The 21,627-nt window shown below is 72.8% G+C and carries 13 protein-coding genes; 11 read left to right on the forward strand and 2 right to left on the reverse strand.

The window, feature by feature from the left end:
* A partial coding sequence (locus VF330_RS34200; RefSeq protein ID WP_330855860.1) for an aminoglycoside phosphotransferase family protein occupies positions 1-945 on the forward strand: 945 nt, incomplete at its 5' end.
* Here the strand turns inward: VF330_RS34200 and VF330_RS34205 are convergent.
* Positions 922-1,740, reverse strand: a complete 819-nt coding sequence (locus tag VF330_RS34205; RefSeq protein WP_330855861.1) for a helix-turn-helix transcriptional regulator — start codon at positions 1,738-1,740, stop codon at positions 922-924. The genes VF330_RS34200 and VF330_RS34205 overlap by 24 nt on opposite strands.
* A gap of 55 nt (positions 1,741-1,795) precedes the next feature.
* Here VF330_RS34205 and VF330_RS34210 point away from each other — a divergent pair, with 55 nt between their 5' ends.
* From VF330_RS34210 to VF330_RS34255, 10 genes are all read left to right on the forward strand, one after another.
* The gene (locus VF330_RS34210; protein WP_330855862.1) at positions 1,796-2,548 is read left to right on the forward strand and encodes a nuclear transport factor 2 family protein; all 753 of its coding nucleotides are present in this window, start codon (positions 1,796-1,798) and stop codon (positions 2,546-2,548) included.
* A 3-nt stretch (positions 2,549-2,551) separates the two neighbouring features.
* Positions 2,552-3,349, forward strand: a complete 798-nt coding sequence (locus tag VF330_RS34215) for a protein-ADP-ribose hydrolase (protein ID WP_330855863.1) — start codon at positions 2,552-2,554, stop codon at positions 3,347-3,349.
* Entirely contained in the window at positions 3,346-4,134 is a 789-nt protein-coding gene (locus tag VF330_RS34220) for a hypothetical protein (protein WP_330855864.1), read from the forward strand. The genes VF330_RS34215 and VF330_RS34220 overlap by 4 nt, the downstream gene beginning before the upstream one ends.
* Before the next feature lie 220 nt (positions 4,135-4,354).
* Positions 4,355-10,867, forward strand: coding sequence for an SDR family NAD(P)-dependent oxidoreductase (locus tag VF330_RS34225; RefSeq protein WP_330855865.1), 6,513 nt, complete (start codon positions 4,355-4,357; stop codon positions 10,865-10,867).
* Positions 10,855-14,541: a beta-ketoacyl synthase N-terminal-like domain-containing protein gene (locus tag VF330_RS34230; protein ID WP_330855866.1), complete on the forward strand. Its 3,687-nt coding sequence runs from the start codon at positions 10,855-10,857 to the stop codon at positions 14,539-14,541. Before VF330_RS34225 ends, VF330_RS34230 begins: the two co-directional genes overlap by 13 nt.
* Positions 14,541-14,801: an acyl carrier protein gene (locus VF330_RS34235; protein ID WP_330855867.1), complete on the forward strand. Its 261-nt coding sequence runs from the start codon at positions 14,541-14,543 to the stop codon at positions 14,799-14,801. The genes VF330_RS34230 and VF330_RS34235 overlap by 1 nt, the downstream gene beginning before the upstream one ends.
* A complete protein-coding gene (locus tag VF330_RS34240) occupies positions 14,794-15,573 on the forward strand; it encodes an alpha/beta hydrolase (protein WP_330855868.1) in 780 nt (259 codons plus the stop codon). Before VF330_RS34235 ends, VF330_RS34240 begins: the two co-directional genes overlap by 8 nt.
* A complete protein-coding gene (locus VF330_RS34245; protein WP_330855869.1) occupies positions 15,570-16,697 on the forward strand; it encodes a glycosyltransferase in 1,128 nt (375 codons plus the stop codon). Before VF330_RS34240 ends, VF330_RS34245 begins: the two co-directional genes overlap by 4 nt.
* Positions 16,694-18,430, forward strand: a complete 1,737-nt coding sequence (locus tag VF330_RS34250; RefSeq protein WP_330855870.1) for a class I SAM-dependent methyltransferase — start codon at positions 16,694-16,696, stop codon at positions 18,428-18,430. The genes VF330_RS34245 and VF330_RS34250 overlap by 4 nt, the downstream gene beginning before the upstream one ends.
* Entirely contained in the window at positions 18,427-19,200 is a 774-nt protein-coding gene (locus VF330_RS34255; protein WP_330855871.1) for a hypothetical protein, read from the forward strand. The genes VF330_RS34250 and VF330_RS34255 overlap by 4 nt, the downstream gene beginning before the upstream one ends.
* Here the strand turns inward: VF330_RS34255 and VF330_RS34260 are convergent.
* Positions 19,178-21,418 (reverse strand): glycoside hydrolase family 3 N-terminal domain-containing protein, encoded by a 2,241-nt coding sequence (locus VF330_RS34260; RefSeq protein ID WP_330855872.1) that lies wholly within the window; start codon positions 21,416-21,418, stop codon positions 19,178-19,180. The genes VF330_RS34255 and VF330_RS34260 overlap by 23 nt on opposite strands.
* Positions 21,419-21,627 lie beyond the last annotated feature (209 nt).

Raw genomic sequence — 21,627 nt, forward strand, 5'->3', positions numbered from 1 at the left:
CGAAAAGGAGTTGCCGCCCGCCGCGGCCCCGGTGTTGCATGCGTCGACACCGGGGCGGCGGGGGAGCGGCGGATGCACGAGGGCGAGATCGAGACGGACGTGTCCCTCGTGGACTCCCTGATCCGCTCGCAGTTCCCGCGCTGGCGGGGACTTCCCGTCACGCGGGTGCACCACGGCGGCACCAACAACGCGCTCTACCGCCTCGGCGACGAGCTGGCGGTGCGGCTGCCGCGCATCGGGTGGGCGAAGGACGAGGCCGAACGGGACTTCGGCATCGTGCCGCGGCTCGCCCCGCACCTCCCGGTCGCCGTGCCGGAACCGCTGGAGCTGGGGGAGCCCACCGAGGACTACCCGTACCGGTGGACGGTCGTGCGCTGGCTGCCCGGCGGCATCTCGGCCATCGGCGAAGTCGCCTCCGACACGCCCCAACGCCTCGCGGAGTTCCTCCAGGCGTTGCAGGGCATCGACACCGGCGGTCGCGAGTGGACCACCTACCGCGGGCGGCGGGACCACTCGAACAGCGACGAGCGGGTCCGTTCCTGCATCGCCGAGCTCGGCGACAACCCGCGGTTGCTCGCCCTGTGGCGGGAGGTGCTCGACGCACCGCGCTGGGACGGGCCCGGCCGGTGGCTGCACGCCGACCTGCACCGGGGCAACCTGCTGTTCACCGGCGGCGAACTGACCGGTGTGGTCGACTGGGGTTCCGCGGGCGTCGGGGACCCGGCCGGGGACCTGATGACGGCGTGGCTGTTCCTGGACGCGCGGGGCAGGGCGCTGTTCCGGCGCGAGCTGCGCGAGTTCGACGACGCCGCCTGGACGCGGGCACGGGGGTGGGCGCTGGAGATGGCGGTGGTCGCGCTGCCGTACTACCGCGACACCAACCCGTTCCTCGCCGGCATCGCCCGGCACGTCCTCGACCAGCTACTGGCGGAACGCGCCGGGTGACGTGCCCGTCTCGCGGAGGAAGAACTTCGTGAAGTTGGTGGCCTCGCTGAACCCCAGCCGGTGCCCGATCGCCGCCGACGACAGGTCGGTGTGCACGAGCAGCCGTTTCGCCTCCAGCGCCACGCGGGCGTCGATCAGCGCCTTCGCCGTCCGCCCGGTCGCGGCGAGGCAGATGCGGTTGAGGCTGCGCAGCGAGTAGCCGATCGCCGCCGCGTACTCGGCGGCGTTGCGCGACCTGGCGAAGGCGCGTTCCAGCTCGCGCTGGAAGCGGTGGAACCGCTCGTCGGCGGGCGCGGGAGCGTCACCGGGCAGCCGGGCGACGCGCAGCAGCAGGGCGCCCAGCAGCTGCCGGAGCAGGTCCACCGGCTCGTTCGTCAGCAGGTTGCGGCGGTACTCGTGCCGCAGCTCCTGCACGGCGCGGGCGAAGACCGCCCGGTCGGCCTCCGGCACGGCGTGGCGGACCGGGCCGAACGGGTCGAGCGGCTGGTTCGGGAACGCCGGGGTGAACAGCACCAGGAACGCCTCCGCGTCACCGGCCGGGAGGCGGAGCACCCGGCCGGGACTGACGTGCAGCAGCGTGCCCGGCCCGCAGAGGTGGTCCACGAAATCGACCATGACCTCCGCCGTGCCGGACGTGACCAGGAACAGCTGGTGGAAGTCGGTCCGGTGGACCTTCGCCAGCGTGTCCGCGGTGAGCCTGCGGCGGAGTGCGGCGAGGTCGAGCACCTCGAGACCCAGCTTGCCGCGATCGGGGTTGCTGAACCCGAACTGCGCGACCTGTCCACTTCTGACCATGGTAAGGCGTGATCCTACCTCGTTCCCGGGGCCGCGGCGGGACATCGTTGTACCCATGAACAACAAGGAACTCGTCCTCAAGGCCACCGGTGAGCTGTTCGGCGACCGGGACCCGTCCGCTGTGGACCGCTGGGTCGCGCCGGACTACCGCCAGCACAGCTCGCTCGCCGCCGACGGACCCGAGGCGCTGCGCGGCCTCGTCTCGACCCTGCCGGAGGGCTTCCGCTACGAACCGGCCCGGGTCGTCGCGGACGGCGATCTCGTCGCGTTGCACGGCGTCTACCACGGCTTCGGGCCGCAGCCGCTGGTCGCGTTCGACCTCTTCCGGGTGCGGGACGGCAAGCTCGCCGAGCACTGGGACGCGCTCACGCCCGTGGTCGAGCGGACCGCGAGCGGACGGTCCCAGACGGACGGGCAGGACAAGCCGTCCGACGCCGACACCGAGCAGAGCCGCGCGCTGGTGCTGGAGTTCGCGCAGCGGATCCTCCAGGACGCCGACTACTCGGTCCTGACCGACTACATCTCCACCGAGACCTACCTCCAGCACAACCCGGAGGCCGCCGACGGCCTGGACGGGTTCGGCGCCGCGGCCGCCCGGTGGGCGTCGGAGGGCAAGAACCTCGTCTACAAGACCGTCCACAACGCGGTGGCCGAGGGCGACCTCGTGCTGCTGCAGTCGGAAGGCGAGTTCGGCGAGCCGGTGGCGTACTGGGACCTGTTCCGCGTGGACGGCGGCAGGATCGTCGAGCACTGGGACGTCATCGCGCCGATCCCCGCGGACCTGCCGCACGCCAACGGGGTGTTCTGAGCCGTGCCGACCGGACCGTTCCCGCCCGCTCCCGCCGAGGACCTCGACGAGCTGGCCACCCGCGCCCTGCGGATGCTCGGCGACGACCCGTGGGCGCCGGCGTTCTCCGTTCCGGGGGACGCCGCCGCACGGCGACGGGCGCTGCACGCGGTGCTGACCGTCCGCGCGCCCGCGCCGCTGGACCCGGAGCTCCTCGCGGTGCTGGACGCGCTGCTGGGCGGCGAGCGGCGGCAACGGCCGGTCACCGACGTCTCCACGCTGCCCGCGCCCGTCTCGCTGTGGCGCGGGGACATCACGCGGCTGGCGGCCGACGCGATCGTCAACGCCGCCAATGACGCCCTGCTGGGGTGTTTCCAGCCGCTGCACGACTGCGTCGACAACGCGATCCACGCCGCCGCCGGGCCGCGGCTGCGGGAGGAGTGCCACCGGATCATGTCGGCGCGGGGAACACCGGAACCCACCGGCACGGCGACGCTGACCCCCGGCTACCACCTGCCCGCGCCGTTCGTGCTGCACACGGTCGGCCCGATCGTGCGCGGGCGGCTCGCCGAGGAGCACGAGGCCGCGCTGGCCCGCTCGTACCGGGCGTGCCTGGACCTGGCCGCCGGGGAGCCGCGGATCCGCTCGGTGGCGTTCTGCGGCATCAGCACGGGTGTCTTCGGGTTCCCGAAGGGGCCGGCGGCGCGGATCGCCGTCACCACCGTCCGGGAGTGGCTGGCCGCGCGGCCCGGCCGGCTCGACCGGGTGGTGTTCGTGGCCTTCACCGCCGACGACCTCGCTTCGTACCGGGAGTTGCTGTGACGCTGGAACGCTGGCTGGACGAGGCGGACCGGGTGCTGGTCGCGGCGGGCGCGGGGCTGTCCGCGGCCGCCGGGTACGACTACTCGGACACCCGGCGGTTCGCGGAGCTGTTCCCCGCCCTGCACCGCAGGGGGCTGCGGGCGAGGTACCAGCTCATCGGACTGCCGCTGCCGCCGGCGTTGCTGTGGGGTTACTGGGGCGTGCACGTCGGCGACATCCGGTTCGGCGAGGAGCCCAACCCGGTCTACGCGCGGCTGCGGGAGCTGGTCGGGGCGCGGGACCACTTCGTCCTGACGTCCAATGTGGATGGTCTGTTCGCCCGCAACGGGTTCGCGGAGGACCGCGTGTGGACGCCGCAGGGCGACTACGGCCGGTACCAGTGCGAGACGCCGTGCACGCGGGAGACGTGGCCGAGCCGGCCGATCGTCGAGGCCGCGCTCGCCGGCTGCGACGCCTCGACGGGGGAGACCTCGGCGGTGCCGTCGTGCCCGCGCTGCGGCGGGCCGGTCTTCCTCAACGTGCACAAGGGACCCGAGTACGTGCCGGACCACTACCGGCCGGCCGGGCGGAGGCTGCGCGACTGGCTCGCGGACGACGTGCTGGTGATCGAGATCGGCGCCGGGTGGAGCACGCCCGCGGTGATCCGCCGGCCGGTCGAGCAGGTGGTGCGCGCACTGCCCGGGGCGCGGCTCGTGCGCATCAACCGCGACCACGCCGAGGTGCCCGGTGATCTCGCCGGGCGGGCGCTCTCGCTCCGCGCCGACGTGGCGGAGGTGATCGTCTGAGGCCACAGCACCCTGAACCCATAGCACAGGGCGCCATCCGCGAACCGGCGTAATGCTCCCCGCCATCTGGGGCCATTCGTCAGGTTACGTAGATGAGAAAGTTTCACTACCCCTCTCGACGGCACCTCCGATCTGTGCGTACGGTGACCAAGCACTAACCGTACCGGCCAGTAGTAACCCGAGCTGAATTCCTTTCTCCCCACCCCTGCAGGGTGAGGAAGTGAGCGCAGTGGACATGCCGTCGGATCGAGAACGGGTGCTGTGCCTGAGTCCCTTCAGCACCCCCAACCCTGCCCTCGTGGTCGCGGCCGAGCGAGCGGGCGCACTCGGTGTGCTCGACCTCGGGCCGAACGCCGCCGCCGACCTCGCCCGCGTCGCCGCGCGGCACCCCGGTGCGTTCGGGGTGCGGCTGCACGGGCCGGTGGCGGCGCCGCTGCCGCAGAGCGTCGACACGGTCGTCGTCGATCTCGAACGCTATCGTCCCGATCCCGCTGAGCTGGGCGAACGCCGTGTTCTCGCGATCGTCACCTCGGTGGCGGAGGCCGTTGCGGCGATCGAGTGGGGCGCGGCCGGGGTGATCGCGAAGGGTGCCGAGTCCGGCGGCCGGGTGGGTGGGTCACCCGCGTTCGTGTTGCTCCAGCAGGTGCTCGCGCTGACCGGGCTGCCGGTCTGGGCGGCCGGGTCGATCGGCCCCGACACGGCTGCCGCGGCCGTCGCCGGCGGTGCGCGCGGAGTGGTGCTGGAAGGACAGCTCGCACTCGTCGCCGAAGCGCGAAAACATATTTCCGCCGAATTTGTCAACGCGGTCCGGATGATGGACGGGGCCGACACCGTCGTGAAGGACGGAGTGCGAGTTCATCTTCGGCAGAACGCGCTGGAAATTGGTCAGGAAGGTTCGTTCGGCGAATTGAACCGTAGCTCGTTCGGCACCGTCGGCGGTGTCGTCGGCGCGATTCAGCGCGGCATTCAGGACAATCTCACCCTGGCGGGTGAGCACCGGCCGATCCGCGCCGGCGGGCCGTTCTGCGATGCCGTCCCCGGCCTGCGCTACCCGATCGCGCAGGGCCCGATGACGCGGGTCAGCGACCAGCCGGCGTTCGCCGCCGCCGTCGCCGAGGGGGGCGCGCTGCCGTTCCTCGCGCTCGCGCTGATGGAGGGCGACGCCGTCCGGGAGCTGCTCGGCGAGACCGCCGCGAAGCTCGGTGACCGGCCCTGGGGTGTGGGTCTGCTCGGCTTCGCGCCGCCGGAGCTGCGGGCGCGGCAGCTGGCGGCCGTGCTGGAGGTGCGGCCGGGGTACGCGATCGTCGCGGGAGGAACGCCCGCGCAGGCGCGCGAGCTGGAGGACGCCGGGATCGAGGCGTTCCTGCACGTCCCGTCGCCCGCGTTGCTGAGCCGGTTCCTCGACGAGGGCGCGCGCAAGTTCGTCTTCGAGGGCTCGGAGTGCGGCGGGCACACCGGCCCCCGCACCAGCTTCACGTTGTGGCAGCAGCAGATCGACGTCCTGCGTGGACGTGGGAAGGACCTCGCCGACGTCGCCGTGCTGTTCGCCGGCGGCATCCACGACGCCCGCTCGGCCGCGATGATCTCCGCGATGACCGCGCCGATCGCGGCGCGGGGTGCGGCCGTCGGCGTGCTGGTCGGCACCGCCTACCTGTTCACCGAGGAAGCCGTCGCGCACGGCGCGATCCAGCCGATGTTCCAGCGGGTCGCGCTGGAGTGCGAGGACACCGCGCTGCTGGAGACCTCGCCCGGCCACGCCGTCCGGTGCGCGCGGACGTCCTACGTGGACACCTTCGAACAGGCCCGCGCCGAGCTGGCCGGTCTGCCGAAGCAGGAGAGCTGGGAACGGCTCGAACAGCTCAACCTGGGCCGCCTCCGGCTCGCGAGCCGCGGACTCGTGCGCGACGAGGGCCTGCTCAGGGAGGTCGACGAGGACGAACAGCGCCGCGAGGGCATGTTCATGATCGGCCAGGTCGCGACGCTGCGCTCCGAACGGACCACGATCGCCCGGCTGCACGAGGACATCGTCTCCGGCGTGCTGCCCGAGACCGACGCGGAGGCCGGTGCCGCGGCGCCGCTGGACGTCGCCATCATCGGCATGGCGGCGATCATGCCCGGTGCGCGGGACGTCGCCGAGTTCTGGGCGAACGTGCTGGCGGGCACCGACTCCATCACCGAGGTCCCGCCGGACCGCTGGTCGCCCGAGCGCTACGGCAGCCCGTTCCGCTGGGGAGGGTTCCTGCCGCGCACGGAGTTCGACCCGCTCGCCTACGGCATCCCGCCCGCGTCGCTGACCTCGATCGAACCCGCGCAGCTGCTGGCGCTGGAGGTGTCCGCCCGCGCTCTCGACGACGCCGGGTACCGGACGCGCGTGTTCGACCGCGAACGCACGTCGGTGATCTTCGGCGCCGAGGCCGGCGCCGACCTCGCCAACGCCTACACCGTGCGGACCGCGTTGCCCGCACTGGGAGTCCGGGGCCTGGACGACCACCTGCCGAAGCTGACCGAGGACTCGTTCCCCGGCGTGCTCGGCAACGTGATCGCGGGCCGCGTCGCGAACCGGCTCGACCTCGGCGGCGCCAACTACACCGTCGACGCCGCCTGCGCGTCCAGCCTCGCCGCGCTCGACGTGGCGTGCAAGGAGCTCGTCGGCGGCACCAGCGACATGGTCCTGTGCGGCGCGGTCGACCTGCACAACAGCGCGCACGACTACCAGATGTTCGCGTCGGTGAAGGCGTTGTCCGCCAAGGGACGTTGCGCCACGTTCGACTCCTCGGCGGACGGCATTGCCCTCGGCGAAGGCGTCGCGGCCGTCGTGCTCAAGCGGCTCGCGGACGCCGAACGCGACGGCGACCGGGTGTACGCGGTGGTCAAGGGCATCGGCGCGTCGAGCGACGGCCGGTCCCGCGGCCTCACGGCACCCCGGCCGGAAGGGCAGCAACGGGCGCTGCGCCGGGCCTACGCGTCGGCGGGACTGGACGTCTCGGACGTCGGGCTGGTCGAGGCGCACGGCACGGGAACCGTGGTGGGCGACCGGACCGAGCTCGCGTCGCTGACCGAGATGTTCTCCGGCGTCGACCCCGGCACGTGCACGATCGGCTCGGTCAAGTCGCAGATCGGCCACACCAAGTGCGCGGCCGGTCTCGCGGGCGTGATCAAGGCGGCGCTGGCCGTCCACACGGGTGTCCGGCCCGGCACGCTGCACGTCAAGGAGCCCAACGCCTTCTGGGACGCGCGGACCAGCCCGTTCTCGTTCGGCCACCGCACGTGGGCGAGCAGGAACCGCGTCGCCGGCGTGAGCGCGTTCGGGTTCGGCGGCACGAACTTCCACACCGTGATCTCCGGCTACACCGGCGCGGACGAGCCGCGTCACGGACTGACCGCCTGGCCTGCCGAGCTGTTCCTGATCCGCGGCGCCGACCAGGCCGCGGCCAAGAAGGAAGCGGCCCGGTTGCTGGAGCTGGCGGATCCTCGCGTGCCGTTGCGGTCGCTGGCGGCGGCGTGCGGCTCCGGGGACGTCCAGGCGGCGTTCGTGGTCAGCTCGCACGACGACCTGCGGGCGGCGCTGGCGGACGTCCAGGCGTGGCGCGCTTCGGACGTCGTGCGGTTGCGCGGCGGGGAACGGCCGAAGGTCGCGTTCCTCTACCCCGGCCAGGGCAGCCAGCGGCCGGGCATGCTGCTCGACCTGGTCACGGCTTTCCCGCGGCTGCAGGACTTCGTGGACGCGCGGTACGAGCGCGTCCTGTACCCGCCGGCCGCGCTGACGGCCGACGACGTGGCCCGGCAGCGCGCGGAGATCACCGACACCCGCAACGCCCAGCCGGCGCTCGGCATCGCCGGGCTGGTGGTCACCGCGCTGCTCGGCTCCGTCGGCGTGCGGCCGGACCTGGCCGGTGGGCACAGCTACGGCGAGCTGGTCGCGTTGTCGGCGGCCGGTGTCTTCGGGCCCGCCGAGCTGCTGGAGCTGAGCGCCGCGCGGGCTGAGGCGATGCTCGACGCCGTCGGCGACGACCCCGGCACGATGGCGGCCGTCTCGGCGCCGCTGGACGTCGTCGAGGCCCTGCTGCCCGCGGACGTCGTGGTGGCCAACCACAACGCGCCCGAGCAGGTCGTGATCTCCGGTCCCTCCGCGGCCGTGCCGCGGGCCGTCGAGGTGCTCCGGGCCGCCGGCCTGTCGGTGAAGGACATCCCGGTCGCCGCCGCGTTCCACAGCCCGCTGATGGCCGGTGCCCGCGACCGGTTCGCCGCCCGGCTGGCGGCGGTTCCGTTCGGGGAACCGGCTTTCCCGGTGTGGTCGAACGTGTCGGCCGCGCCGCACGAGGACGTGCGCGCCGGCCTGTCCGCGCAGCTCGCCGGACGCGTGCGGTTCGTGGACCAGGTCGAGTCGATGTACGCGGCGGGCGCGCGGATCTTCGTCGAGGCGGGACCGGGCGGCGTGCTGACGTCGCTGGTCGGCAAGACCCTCGGCGACCGCCCGCACCGGGCGTTGCGCTGCGACGACCACGTGACGTTCCTGCGCACGCTGGCGGAGCTCGCGGCCGCCGGCGTCGAGGTGGACACCGCACCGCTGTTCGAGGACAGGGCCGACCCGGCGACGGCCGTGCCCGCGCGACCGCGCTGGTACGTGGATGGAGGTCTCGTGCGCGACGCGAACGGCGACGCACTGCCCGGCGGGCTCAGGCCCGCGACCGAGTTCCCGACCCTGCGCGCGGGTTCCGGGCCGGGTCGCGACGAGATCGTCGAGAAGTTCCTGGACGGGATGCGGGACGCGGTCAGCGCCCAGCGGGACGTGCTGCTGAGCTACCTCGGCTCCGCGCCCGCGCCCGTTCCGGCGCCTCCCGCCGTGATCGAGCAGACCGCCGTGGTCGTCGTTCCGGCGGCCACGCCGCAGGAGGACGTCGGGGCGGTGGTGCTGCGGACGATCAGCGCCCGCACCGGTTACCCGGCCGAGATGCTCCAGCCGGGCCTGGACCTGGAAGCGGACCTGTCGATCGACTCGATCAAGCGCACCGAGATCGTGGGTGAGCTGGTGGCCGAGCTGGGCGCGTCCGGGTCGGTGGACGAGCTGGCGCAGCTCAAGACGATCGAGGGCATCGTCGGCTGGTTCGGCGCGGCCGCACCGGTGAGCACGCCGGGCAGGGACGTGCGGGCGGTCGTCCTCCGGACCATCAGCACGCGCACCGGCTACCCGGCCGAGATGTTGCTGCCGGGCCTGGACCTGGAAGCGGACCTGTCGATCGACTCCATCAAGCGCGCGGAGATCGTCGGCGAGCTGGTGGCCGAGCTGGGCGCGTCGGGCTCGGTGGACGAGCTGGCGCAGCTCAAGACGATCGACGGGATCGTCGGCTGGTTCGGGGAGGCCCCCGCGGTCGCTGCCGCACCCCCGGCCCTGGAGGCACCGACGGGCGGCCGGCTGGTCCGGCTCGTCCCGCGGGTCGTCCCCGCCGACCCCGCCCCTCCCGTCGACCTCACCGGCAGGACCGTGCTGATCGTCGACGACAACGGCATCGGGCTGGAGCTGGCCGACCTGCTCGAACGCCACACCGCCCGCCCGCGCATCGAGCCCGCCTTTCCGGCGGACCTGACCGGCGTCGACGTCGTGGTCCGGCTCCAGGCGCGGCTGCCGGAGGCGTTCAGCGAGGTCAAGGCGTGCGTCACCAACGGCGTCGCGCTCGTCGTCGTCACGACGGGCGGCGGCACGTTCGGGTTCGACCACCAGCCCGACGAGCTGCCCGCGGACATCGGCCTGCACGGCCTGGTCCGCACGGCGGCGCTCGAGTACCCGGACCTCGTGGTGCGCGCGGTCGACGTCAACACCAAGGAAAGCCACCGCGACATCGCCACCGCGTTGCTCGCCGAGATCGGTCCCGGACCGGCCGTCGTCGGGTACCTCGCGGGCAGGCGCCAGGTCATCGAGGCGATCCCGCAGGAACTCGAAGCCAAGCCTCTCGGTCTCGACCCCGACAGCGTCGTGCTGCTGACCGGCGGCGCGCGCGGCATCACGGCCCTCGCGGCGACCGCGCTCGCCGAACGCACCGGCTGCCACGTCGAGCTGATCGGCCGCACCCCGATCGCTCCCGAGGACCACCGGATCGGCCACGCGACGACCGAACCCGAGCTGGTCAAGGCGCTGTTCGAGCTGGGGGAGAAGGAGAACGTACCGGCGAAGGCGCGCAAGGTCCTGGCCGAGCGCGAGGTCCGGCAGACCCTGGAACGCCTGCGCGCCACGGCGTCGAGCGTCCGCTACCACGAGTGCGACGTCACGGACGCCGAAGCGGTCTCGCGGGTCCTCGGCGACGTCAGGGCGCGGTTCGGGCGCATCGACGGCGTCGTCCACGGCGCGGGTGTGCTGGACGACAAGCTGATCGAGGCCAAGACGCAGGAGTCGTTCGACCGGGTGTGGGCGACGAAGGTCAACGGCGCCAAGGCCTTCACCGACGGTTTCCTGGTGCTGTTCGGCAGCGTCAGCGGGGTGTTCGGCAACCGCGGTCAGGCCGACTACTCGGCCGCCAACGACGCGCTCGACCGGATGGCGCGGTTCTGGGGCGCGCACCGGCGGGTCGTCGCCGTCGACTGGGGCCCCTGGGCCGGTGCGGGCATGGCCGCCGGGCTCGCCGACGAGTACGCGCGGCGCGGCATCCCGCTGATCGAGCCCGGCCAGGGCGTGGACGCGCTGCTGGCCGAGATCGCCGCCGGTGAGGACGTGCAGGTGGTCTACCGATGGGAGGCGTAGCGATCGTCGGGATCGGCGCCGTCTTCCCCGGTGCCCCCGACGCCACGACGTTCTGGCGCAACATCGCGGGCGGTGTCGACGCCATCGGGCAGGTCCCGCCCGGCCGCTGGGACCCGGCGACCTACTACGACCCCGGCAGCACCACCGGCGACCGGTTCTACTGCGGCCGCGGCGGGTTCGTCGACGACCTCGCCGAGTTCGACCCGACCCGGTTCGGCATCATGCCGTCCACGGTGGACGGCGCGGAACCCGACCAGCTGCTCGCCCTCGCCACGGCGGCGGAGGCCATCGCGGACGCCGGCGGCGAAGCCGTTCTGCCGTCCCGCGACCGCGTCGGCGTCGTCGTCGGACGCGGCGGCTACCTCACGCCGGGGTGCGCGCGGCTGGATCAACGGGTGCGGCTCGCGGACGAGGTCGTGTCCGTGGTGCGCGACCTGTTCCCGGCCCTCGGCGGGTCCGAGCTGGACGGCGTCCGGCAGGCGATCCGGGAGAAGCTCGGGCCGGAGCAGCCGGAGTCGTCGATCGGGCTCGTGCCGAACCTGGCCGCGTCGCGGATCGCCAACCGGTTCGACCTCAGGGGCACCGCGTACACGGTGGACGCGGCCTGCGCGTCCGGACTGGTCGCCGTCGAGCACGCCGTCCGCGAGCTCCAGGAGGGCCGCGCGGACGCCATGCTCGCCGGAGCCGTCCACGTGTGCCACCACCCGACGTTGTGGAGCGTCTTCACGCAGCTGCGGGCGTTGAGCCCGAGCGAGCGCATCCGCCCGTTCGACGCGGCGGCGGACGGCACGCTGCTGTCCGAGGGCGTCGGCATGGTCGTGCTGAAGCGGCTGGAAGACGTCGGCGACGAACGCGTCTACGCCGTCATCCGCGGCATCGGCACCGCGAGCGACGGCCGTGCGACGAGCATGATGACGCCGAACCCCGAGGGCCAGCTCCTTGCCGTGCACCGAGCATGGGCGAGCGCGGACCTCGACCCCCGCACCGACGGGCCCGGCCTGATCGAGGCGCACGGCACCGCGACGCCCGCCGGGGACGCCGCCGAGCTGCAGACGATGATCGCCGCGTTCGGCCGGGACGGCGACGAGATCGGCATCGGCACGGTCAAGTCGATGATCGGCCACGCGATGCCCGCCGCCGGCATGGCCGGGCTGATCAAGGCCGCGCTGGCGTTGCACCACACCACCCTGCCGCCGACCCTGCACGTCGAGAACCCGCACCCGGCCCTGGACGGCACCAGGTTCACGCCGGTGACGACCGCCCGGGAGTGGTCCGGCCCGCACCGCGCCGTCGTGAACGCCTTCGGGTTCGGCGGGATCAACGCCCACGCCGTCCTCGACGGCCACACGGTCGCCCCGCCGCGCAAGCCGGTCCTGGCGTTCGCCGCCGACACCGCCGAGGAACTGGCTCTGGCGCTCAAGGAACGACGGACCTCGACCGCCGACCGCGCGTTCCGCCTCGCCATCGGCGACCCCGACGACCGCAAGCTCGAACTCGCCGAACGCGTGCTCGCCCAGGGCAGGGCGTGGCCCGGCCGCCACGACATCTGGTTCTCCCCGGAACCGCTGCTGACCGGCACGGACCAGGTCGCGTTCCTGTTCCCCGGCTTCGAGCGCGAGTTCACCGGCGAGGTCGTCGACCACGCCGTCGCGCTGCTGCAGGACGGCCGCCGCGAGGCCCGCGAGCTGATGGCGCTCGGCATCACCCCCGGCGCGCTCGCCGGGCACAGCATGGGCGAGTGGACCGCCATGGTCGTCGGCGGCATCTACCCGACGATCGACGAGTTCGTCGCCGCACTCGGTCCCGGCGCGGTCGCGGTCGTCGACATCGCCTACGCCGCACTGGGGTGCTCGGCCGACAAGGCCGCGGAGCACCTCGTCGACGGCGTGACGGTCAGCCACGACAACTGCCCGCACCAGTCGGTGATCTGCGGTCCGCTCGACCGGCTCGAAGAGGTCGTCGGCAAGCTCAAGGCCCACGGCGTCATGGCGCAGCTCATGCCGTTCCGCACCGGCTTCCACACCCCGGCGCTCGCCCCGTACCTGGGCAGGGCCAGGGAGATGCTCGACCAGCTGCCCGTCCGCACCTCGGCGGTTCCGGTCTGGTCGGCCAACTCCCTCGAACCCATGGCCGCCGCCGAGGTCCGCGACCTGGTGCTGCGGCACCTGGTCGAGCCGGTGCGGTTCCGGCCGCTGCTGGAACGCCTGCACCGCGAGGGTTTCCGCGCGTTCGTCCAGATCGGACGGGGCAGCCTGCCCGGCTTCGTCGGCGACACGCTGTCCGGCCGGCCGCACCTCGCCGTCGGCTCGGACATCGCGCCGGAGGCGTTGTGGGCGTTCGGGCTCAAGCGCGGCACGGCCCACCGCGTCAAGCTCCGGCTGGGCACTCCGAAGGTCACGGTGGAGCCGCTCGACGTGGCGCCGGTGCTCGCGCCGGAGGACAACGGGCCGATGTCGGCGGCGGTGAACCGGCTGCTGGCCCACACGAACGCCGTGGCGCGCGAAGTGGTGGGGGCCGCGAGGCTGGGCGGAGGCGTGCGGAAGGCTGAGGACGTCGAGTTCACCCGCGAGTTCTCGTTGCGCACCATGCCCGAGCTCGTCGACCACTCGGTGTTCCCGCAACCGCCCGGCTGGCCCGACCTGGCGGACGGCTTCCCGATCGTCCCCGCCACCGGCCTGCTGGAGGTCTTCGCCGACGCCGCCCGCCGGCTCACCGGCGGCACGGTCCACGGCTTCGCGCGGGTCAGGGCCAAGCGCTGGCTCACCGCGCTGCCCGCGACCACCGCGACGATCTCCGCCCGCAGGCAGGGCCACGACGTGGTCGTCAAGGTCGGCGACTACGCCGAGGGCGTCGTGCTGATGACGCCGCAAACGCTTCACCCGGCCGGCAAGGAGCTCCAGGGCGTCCGCACACCACCGGTGTCGGCCGAAGAGCTGTACACGGACAACTGGATGTTCCACGGACCGGCGTTCGCGGGCGTCACGAAGATCGACTGCCTGGCGGACGACGGGATCGCGGGCGTGCTGACGCCGTTGCCCGCGCCGGGCGCGTTGCTGGACAGCGCCGGGCAGCTGATCGGCCACTGGATGCAGGTCAGCCGCACCGAGGACCAGACCGTGCTGCCGACCGGCATCGAGCGGGTGGCGTTCCACGGACCCGCGCCCACCGGAGAAGTCCGCTGCACGGCCTGGATCCGCGCGGTGACCGCCCAGGAGATGGTCGCCGACGCCGAACTGACCGCGGACGGCGTGCCGTGGTGCCGGATCACCGGCTGGACCACTCGCCGGTTCACCACCGACGACCGGATCTGGCAGGTCAAGCTCAAGCCCGGCACCGAGATGCTGTCCGTGCGCGACGGCGGATGGCTGCGCGTCGGGGAGAACTGGTCCGACAGCGCCACCCGCGACCTGATCATGCGCCGGTACCTGGGCTCCGCCGAGCGCGAGCACTACGCCGGGCTGGACGTGCCGTCGCAACGGGACTGGCTGCTGCGCGTGATCGCGGTGAAGGACGCCGTGCGGTCGTGGCTGTGGGACCGCGGGGCGGGACCGGTCTACCCGGTGGAGCTGACCGTGGACGCCGGCGGGAGGGTGCGCGGCGCCTTCGCGGTGCCGCGGGTCGAAGTCGTGTCGGAACGAGGCGGAGCCGCAGCCCGCGTGCGAACGGAGAGCTGATGGACGAGGTGCTGCAGCAGGTGGCGAAGATGGTCACCGAGGTGGTCGGGCCGGACTTCCTGCTGGGCGTGGAGATCACCCGCGACACCACGTTCAGCGACGACCTGGGCCTGGAGTCGATCGAGTTCGTCGCGCTGGCGGACAAGCTCAACGCGCACTACGGCGTCGACCTCGTGGCCTTCCTCGCGGACATGGACATCGACGAGATCATGGCGATGTCCGTGGGCAGGCTCGTCGACCACATCACGGCCCGTGTCTGAGGTCCACGCCCGAGGGCTGCGGTTCCACGTGCAGCGGCTCGGGCCGCCGATCGACAAGCCGGACGCGCCGGCCGTGGTCTTCGTGCACGGCCTGGTGATGGACAACCTGTCGAGCTTCTACTACACGCTCGCCGCGCCGCTGGCCCAGGCCGGGTTCGGCACGGTGCTGTTCGACCTGCGCGGCCACGGCCTGTCCGAACGGCCGCCCACCGGCTACACGCCGGAGGAGAGCGCCGAGGACCTGGTCGCCGTGCTGGACGGCATCGGCGTGACCGAGCCGGTCTTCCTGCTGGGCAACAGCTACGGCGGTGTCGTCGCGATGCACGCGGCCGTGCGGGCCCCCGAACGGGTCGGCGGCGTCGTGCTCGTCGAGTCGGCCGTCGGGGGAGTCGTCGGCGACGCGTGGTTCGAGGACATCACCAACACGCTGACGGTCGCGGCGCTGGGCCTGGAGTTCGACCGCACGCAGGACCAGCTGATGGCCCTCGGTCAGCGCAAGATCGCCAAGCTCGCGGTGAACGCGAACGCGTTGCTCAACGGCACCACGCTGATCGACGACCTCGGTTCCGGCGCGAAGCTCGACCTCACCCGGGTCCGGTGCCCGGTGCTCGGCGTCTACGGCAGCGAGTCCGAGCTGATCGGCGCGGCGGCGGAGCTGCGGGAACGCATCCCGTCGTGCCGGCTGCACGTCGTGAACGGCCTCGGGCACACGGTCCTGCGGGAAGCCACGGCCGAGCTGCTCGACGTGCTGTTCGACTGGCTGCCGTCATGAGCCGGTTCCTGTTCGTGGTGCCGCCGCTGACCGGCCACGTCAACCCGACCGCCTCCGTCGGCGGTGAGCTGCTGGCGCGCGGGCACGACGTCGCGTGGGTCGGCCACCCCGGCACGCTCCGGCCGCTCCTGCCGGACGGCGCCGTCGTCTTCCCGGCGATCGACGACGTCCTGGAGGCGGACATCCGCGCGAAGCGGGAGCGGTGGCTCGCGTTGCGGGGGATGGCGGTGCTGAAGTTCTTCTGGGAGGAGTTCCTGGTCCCGCTCGGGCACTCGATGCTGCCGGGGGTCTCGGAGGCCGTGCGGCTGTTCGCTCCGGACGTGGTCGTGGCCGACCAGCAGGCGCTGGCGGGACCGGTGGTGGCACGCGAGGCAGGACTGCCGTGGGTGACCTCGGCCAGCACGTCCGCCGAGCTCGTCAATCCACTGAGGACGATGCCGAAGGTCGACGCCTGGGTGCGCGATCTCCTGCACGACTTCGCGGGCGGCGACGTCCGGTTCTCCGACCGGCTGGTGCTGGTCTACAGCTCGAAGGCGCTGGTGCGCCAGGAGTTCGGCGACGAGGTGGCGTTCGTCGGGCCCGCGCTGAGCCACCGCGTGGAACGCGTGGACTTCCCGTGGGAGAGGCTGACCGGGCAGCGGCGGGTGCTCGTCTCGCTGGGCACGCTCAACGGCCCGGCCGGGGAGCGGTTCTTCGGGCAGGTGCTCGACGCGGTCACCGGACTCGACGTGCAGGTGGTCGTGGTGGCGCCGCCCCGGCCGGCACCGCCGAACGTGCTGGTGCGGGAAGCCGTGCCGCAGCTCGCGTTGCTGCCGCACCTCGACGCGGTCGTCACGCACGGCGGCCACAACACGGTCTGCGAGGCGCTCGCCCACGGGTTGCCGCTGGTCGTGGCGCCGATCAGGGATGACCAGCCGACCGTCGCGGCCCAGGTCGTCGCGGCCGGCGCCGGTGTGCGGCTGACCTACTCGCGGGCGCGGGCGATGGATGTTCGCAGTGCAGTGCGATCCGTGCTGGACGAGCCGGAGTACGCGGCCGCCGCCGGAGTGGTGCGGGACTCGTTCTCGGCGGCGGGCGGCGCGACAGCCGCAGCCGACCGACTGGAGAAGGTGGTGGCCGGGTGATCCTCGCCGTGATCGTGGTGCTCGTCGTCCTGCTGGACGTGCTGCGCCTGCGTTCCCGCGCGTCCAAGCTGCGCGTGCTCGCTCCGGGGGTGAGCGAGCACAAGCTCCTCAACGCCACGGGCGTGCATCCCGAGGGGTCGTGGGAGACCGACGCGGACCTCGTCGACCTCGTGCCGCGCGACCTCCCGACGGTCGCCGCGCTCGACCTGCTCGGGGCGTTCGACCCCGGGAGGTACCGCGACGACCGGTGGGCGCGCGGCATCAGCGCCTCGCAGGCCGTGCTCGTGCGCGACGAGTACGCCGAGGAGTTCAACGCCGACGACCCGACCGAGTTCGTGGCGTTCGTCCGGCGGGTCAAGGACCACGTGCGGGCCCGGGTCGACATCGCGGTCGCACCGGGCCTCACGGCCGGGCCGTACGACCTCGGCTACCGCGCGGCCACGTTGCGGCAGCTGGGAAAGCGGCCGTCGCTGTGGATCGCCGGCTCGGTCATCGGGTACGCGACCGTCGCGGCCGCCCTGGCCGTGGACTGGCGGTGGGGACTCGGCGCGCTCGCCGCGTACTGGGCGCACCCGCTCCTGGTCTTCGCGGGCACGCCGCTGCGGCCGCGTGACCTGTGGGTGCCGCGGTTCGTGCGCACGCCCTACCTGTGGTTCAAGACGGCCGGGGGCAAGAGGTCCACGGCCGAGAAGCGCCAGGCGCAGCACCTCGACCAGGCAGCGCCGTGGTACGAGGAGAACCGCGACCGGAACTTCCACGAGTCGCGCCGCGACACCTGCCCGTCCTGCGGCAGCCAGGACCTCCGGCTCTGGGTGACCGCGCACGACCTGGTGCAGCGCAAGCCCGGCACGTTCACGATGGACCGGTGCGTCCGATGTGGACACGTCTGGCAGAACCCGCGGCTGTCCGAGGAGGGGCTCGGCTTCTACTACCGCGACTTCTACGACGGCCTCGGCGAGACGTCGGCGGAGGCGGTGTTCTCTGGCAAGACCGAGCCCTACTACGGCCGGGCGCGGATGGTCGAGCCGTTCACGAAGCCCGCGCGGTGGCTGGACGTCGGCTCCGGGCACGCGCACTTCTGCCTGGGGGCCAAGGAGGTCCTGCCGGAGACGACGTTCGACGGGCTCGACCAGGGCGCGGCGATCGAGGACGCGGCGCGGCTCGGCCGGATCGAGCGGTCCTACCGCGGCAGCTTCAAGGACTTCGCGGGCGAGCTCAAGGGCCGGTACGACGTGATCAGCATGCACCACTACCTGGAGCACGTGCGGGACCCGTGGGAGGAGCTCGACATCGCGGCGGACGTGCTGCCCGAGGGCGGCTACCTGCTGATCGAGCTGCCGGACCCGGAGTGGCGCCTGGGCACGCTCTTCGGCCAGTACTGGATGCCGTGGTTCCAGCCGCAGCACCAGCACATGATGCCGATCGGCAACCTGGAGCACGCGCTGGCCGACCGCGGCCTGACCACGGTGGCCACCGAACGCGCGGAAGCCCACCTGTGCAACGACTTCACGCTCGCGCTGCTGCTGTTCCTCGGCACCATCGCGCCCCGCACGCCCGCGCCGTGGCGTCCGGAACGCGTCCGGCTGCGCAGGACCCGCAGCTTCCTGGTGTGGTCGCTGGGCATCCCGGCGTTCTTCGTCGCGCTGGTGCTGGACCAGACCGTGAACCGGTTCCTGGCCCAGCGCACCGGCAACGGCAACGCCTACCGCCTGCTCGCCCGGAAGCAGTCGTGACCGACATCGCGGACCGGCCGGGGATCGCGCCGGAGCTGCGGCTGGTGCCGCACGCGTTCCGGCGCGCGTTCGGCAGGCCCGCCGAAGGCGTCTGGTACGCGCCCGGCGTGCTGAACCTGCTCGGTGGGGCGGTGAAGGTGCCGGCCAAGTGGGGTGCGATCGTCGCGGGCGACCGGCGCGACGACGGCCTGCTCGAACTGATCTCGGTGAACCGGCCGACCGAACGCGCGCTGCTGCCGTCCGGCGACGTCCCCGCGTGGGCGGAGGGTGTCGACGCGACGGGCGGGGCGGCGTTGATGTGCAGCGTCGACCTGCCGCGGGGGAGTGGCCTGTCCGCCGCGGAGGCGTTGCGGTCGGCGGTCGCGCTGGCGTTGGCGGACCTCGCGGGTGAGCAGGTCGAGGAGGAGCAGGCCGGAGTGCCCGACCTGCCCGGTCAGCGGCTGCTCGTCGTCGACACGCGGATCCGGCGTCCCGAACCGCAGGTGCACCGGCCGTACACCCCGCGCACCGAGGACCTCGGGGCGGCGTTGACGGCGTACCACCACGCCCAGCGGCCGGACCCGGAGCAGAACGCCGTGGTCTACGCCGCGCTGGCCGCCGGTGCGCGGGGCGCGAGCACGCTGGCCGACCCGCCGGGCAGGCCCGCGGTCGCGCTCGTCGACGCGGACCTGGTCCCGGCGGTGAAGAAGGCGATCACGAGGGCGGTGCAGACCCCTCCCCGCTACCTCACGATCGTGCCCGGTCCCTTCAAGGCAGCGGCTTTACGGTGAACTCGGCCCGGCGCAGGTCCTTCGAGCTCGGACCCACGAGCAGGACGAACTCGCCGGGCTCCACCACCCGGTTGCCGGCCGCGTCGACGATCGTGCAGGCGGAGACGGGCAGTTCGACGTCGACCTTCACGGTCTCGCCGGGTCGCACGTCGACCTGCGTGAACGTCTTGAGCTCCTTGTCCGCCCAGCTCACGGACGTGACGGCGTCGCTGACGTAGACCTGCACGGTCTCCCGCGAGGGCCGCGAACCGGTGTTCGTGAGCGAGATGCACGCCTTGACGGTCTCGTCCGGGCGCAGCACCGCGGTCTCGACCAGCAGGTCGCTGTACTCGACGGTCGTGTACGACAGGCCCTCGCCGAACGCGAACGCCGGCTCCTGCGTCAGGTCGGCGTAGCGCGTGCCGTGCTGGCCGCGGATCTGGTTGTAGTACGTCGGCTGCTGGCCGGCGTGCGCCGCGAACGAGATCGGCAGGCGGCCGCTGGGCTCGACGAGCCCGTGCAGCACCTCGGCGATGGCGCGGCCGCCCTGCATGCCGGGGTTCGCCGCCCACAGCAGCGCGGCGGCGTTGCGGGCGGAGGCGGGCAGGACCAGCGGCTTCGACGCGAGCAGCACGACGACCAGCGGCTTGCCGGTCTCCGCGAGCGCGTCGAGCAGCGCGATCTGGCCGCCGATCAGGTCGAGCGTGGCGGTGGAGCGGCCCTCGCCGACCAGTTCGATCTGGTCGCCGACCACGGCCACCACGTAGTCCGCGTCCTCGGCGGCGGCGACGGCCTCGGCGATCAGGTCCGCGTCCGGAGCGCACGGCTTGACCACGGGCGGGCGGGGCTGGCCGTCGGGGAACGTGTCGCCCTCGGGGTCCGGCTCCAGCGTGAGGATGTCGGCGCCGCGGGCGTAGGTCACCTCCTGCGACGACAGCTCGCGCAGGCCGTCGAGGACGGTGGTGATCATCTCGCGCGGGTGGCCGGTGGGCAGCCAGTCGGCCTGACCGGACGAACCGGCCCAGTCGCCGAGCTGCGTCTGGGCGTCGTCGGCGAGCGGGCCGACGACCGCGATCCTGCCCTTCGACCGCGCGAACGGCAGCACGCCGTCGTTGCGCAGCAGCACCAGCGACCGGCGCGCGACCTGCAGGTTCAGCGCCACGTGGTCGTCGTGGTTGATCATCGTGCGCTGGCGTTCCGCGTCGGGCCTGCGCGGGTTCTCGAAGAGGCCGAGGTCGAACTTCAGCGTCAGGATGCGGGTGACCGCGCGGTCGAGGTCGGACTCGGCCAGCAGCCCCTCCTCGACGGCCTGCAGCGCGCCCTCGAAGAACTGCGGGGTCGTCATGATCATGTCGTTGCCGGCCTTCACGGCGGCCGCGGCGGCGTGCGCGTAGTCGGGCTGGAGCTTCTGCTCCCAGACCATGCGGCCGACGTTGTCCCAGTCGGTGATGAGCGTGCCCGTGTAGCCCCACTCGCCGCGCAGCACCTCGTCGAGCAGCCACGAGTTGACGGTGATCGGCACGCCGTCGGTGGTCTGGTAGCCGAGCATGAACGTGGCGCAGCCCTCGCGGGCGACCCGCTCGAACGGCGGCAGGAACCACGACCGCAGCTTGCGCCGCGACAGGTCCGCCTCGCTCGCGTCGCGGCCGCCCTGGGTCTCCGAGTACCCGGCGAAGTGCTTCGCGGTGGCGAGGATGGCCGTCTCGTCGCCGAGGCCGTCGCCCTGGTAGCCGCGGACCATGGCCGCGGCGAGCTCGCCGATCAGCACCGGGTCCTCGCCGAACGTCTCGTCGACGCGGCCCCAGCGCAGGTCCCGCGCGATGCACAGGACCGGGGAGAACGTCCAGTGCACGCCCGTGGCCGCCGCCTCGACCGCCGTGACGCGCGCGACCTGCTCGACGAGCTCCGGGTCCCAGGACGCGGCCATGCCCAGCTGCGTCGGGAAGATCGTCGCGCCCTCGTAGAACGAGTGGCCGTGGATGCAGTCCTCGGCGATGAGCAGGGGGACGCGCAGCCGTGTCCGCGTGGTGAGGTCCTGGGCGAGAAGCACTCGTTCCGGCGAGGTGTGCAGGATCGAGCCGACGTGCTTGCGCAGCACGTGGTCGTCCAGGTCCTCCCTCGAGTCCAGCTGCATCATCTGCCCGACCTTCTCGGCCAGCGTCATGCGGGCGAGGAGGTCGGCGACCCGCTCCGCGGTGGGCAGCGTGGCGTCGAGGTAGGGCACGTCGTCGCGATCCATGTGGTCTCCGAGAGGGCTCGTGCGGCGGCAGCGTCTATGGGAGCGCTCTCACAGTTGATACCTGAAACCGGTTCCGCGCGATACCGGTTTCGGGATTTCCGGTACAAACGAATCGGTTGAGATGCGGTTCGACCCTCTCGAACGCGACAAACCGGCTGCCCTTCCCGGCAGCCGGTTCCGGTGGGTGTCGCGGGTGTTACGTCTTGTCA

The organism is Lentzea sp., from assembly GCF_036380075.1.
Lineage (GTDB): Bacteria > Actinomycetota > Actinomycetes > Mycobacteriales > Pseudonocardiaceae > Lentzea.